Origin of the sequence: Massilia mucilaginosa, from assembly GCF_011682145.1 — a bacterium.
Taxonomy (GTDB): domain Bacteria; phylum Pseudomonadota; class Gammaproteobacteria; order Burkholderiales; family Burkholderiaceae_D; genus Telluria_A; species Telluria_A mucilaginosa.
In genome coordinates, this window is record NZ_WHJH01000133.1 from 1 (window position 1) to 1912 (window position 1912).

Sequence of the window (1912 nt, forward strand, 5' to 3'; positions counted from 1 at the left end):
CCCCCCCGCCCTCCCTCCCGCGGGGGGTGGGGGGGGGGGGGGGGGGGCGGTATAAACCCTCTGGGCCCCGGGGGGGCCCCTGCGGGGCGCCCCGCCACCCGACTTTCCCGCTTCCTCCGTTTCGATACCCACCACCGCCGCTCCCGTACAGGGCTGGATGGCACGCGGCACGCCGGGCGCCGGTGCGGTCCTGCTGCTGCACGGCGTGCGCGGCGACCGCCTGCAGATGCTCGGACGCGCGCGCTTTCTGTCGCGCCTCGGCTATGGTGTTTTGCTGATCGACCAGCAGGCGCATGGCGAAAGCGCCGGTGAGCGCATCAGCTTCGGCGTGCGCGAGGCTGACGGCGTGCGCGCCGCGCTGGCGTACCTCAAGCGCGAACAGCCCGGTGAACGGATCGGCGTGATCGGCATGTCGCTCGGCGCCGCTGCGCTGGTGCTGTCCAGACCCGGTCGCGCTATCGACGCGCTGGTGATCGAGGCGATGTATCCGACGATTGAAGAAGCGATCGGGAACCGCCTGCGCCTGTATTTGGGAAGCGCGGGCGGCAGGCTGGCGCCGCTGTTGCTATGGCAGGTGCCGTTGCGGCTGAACCTGACCCTGGACAAGCTGCGGCCGATCGACGCGGCGGGCGCACTGGACTGCCCTACCCTGGTGGTCGGCGGAGAGTTCGACCGGCATACCAGCGAAGCAGAGACACGGCGCATTTACGTCGCCGTGCCGGAACCGAAGCAGCTCTGGATCGTGCCAGGGGCGGCGCATACCGACTTCCATGGACTGGCGAAGCACGACTATGAAGCACGCATCGGGCAGTTCATGGCCGCTTTCCTCCGAGGGGGCAGACCTGTATCAGCGCTGATGGCGCAGCGTTAAGAGACCTCAAGCCTATCTTCCAATACCAAAAAAAAGCCGCCAGGCTGATCACTAGTAACGCAAGCTCAGGCAACCAGTAGCTAATTGATCCGATGCGTGATATTTCCGCAGTTAGAAAAAATCCGTAGAATCTCTCCATGAACACAATCATCGCATTATAGCCAGCATGAACAAAAATTGCGGCATACAACGACGCAAATTTTATGGTCACAAGCGCGCAAATAACTCCATGAAAAAAACTACCCAAGAAATTTTTATGAAGATGAAAAAATCCGAATATTAGGGATGATATAACGATCGCAACGCCAAGACTGTGCTTTTCCTGTAAGCGACGCAATACAAAGCCACGGAAGACAATCTCTTCCATAATTGGGCCAAGTATGATTGTAGTAATACTATACAAAACTATCCAATTGGGCAACCAGTTGGCCCTATCAAAATCAGTTGGGGCGGCGAAATGCCAATGCCGATAAGCCCAGTCCGCATCAATCTGAGCACTAAGAAAGACCAGTAAAGCCCAGCAACTAATTCCTAGACAGACAGACGCAATGGTTACCACAAACAGCTCGGGAAAATAACGCTTTAAAACACGTTCACCCATCCATTCAACGAAATCCTGATGTTCATTTTGAATAAAGCGTCTACTTAAAATAATCATGGTTACGGGAATGGCGGCCCACTCCAAATATATGAAGTTTTCAATATTGTTGTCAAAATTCTCAAAGATGGCGCGCCAACCAAACATTACGAGCAACCACAAAAATACTACTTCGTGCACCTTACCGGCGCCGAACGAGACGTCGAAATGAACGATCTATTGAAAATATTCAACATATTTCATCCCAGTCCCGATCGCGCCTGTTTAGGATTGTTTAGGATCTGACGAAACAAGCGCAAATTATTCGTCGTCTACAGGGCACCTCGAATTACCGGTAAATCCCGCGTAATCGCCGGTCGCGATGCCGGCAGATGCGTTTTTTGATGTCAGACCGAGCTGCTTCCCGCCCATTTTATGGGCGCTGAACCTCATTTTGTGCAGTC

General features: G+C 55.4%; 2 protein-coding genes. One reads left to right on the top strand and one right to left on the bottom strand.

Annotated elements, in window-relative coordinates; genetic code table 11:
• Positions 1 to 157 precede the first annotated feature (157 nt).
• Positions 158 to 871: an alpha/beta hydrolase gene (locus F2P45_RS34080; protein ID WP_166882636.1), complete on the top strand. Its 714-nt coding sequence runs from the start codon at positions 158 to 160 to the stop codon at positions 869 to 871.
• On the opposite strand, the gene F2P45_RS36875 is transcribed toward F2P45_RS34080, so the two are convergent.
• A complete protein-coding gene (locus tag F2P45_RS36875; RefSeq protein WP_166882637.1) occupies positions 813 to 1649 on the bottom strand; it encodes a CPBP family intramembrane glutamic endopeptidase in 837 nt (278 codons plus the stop codon). The genes F2P45_RS34080 and F2P45_RS36875 overlap by 59 nt on opposite strands.
• Positions 1650 to 1912: the final 263 nt, after the last annotated feature.

What these genes read in the sequence shown, in the direction of transcription:
- F2P45_RS34080 (WP_166882636.1), top strand. Translation starts at nt 158, where the DNA reads ATGGCACGCGGCACGCCGGGCGCCGGTGCGGTCCTGCTGCTGCACGGC.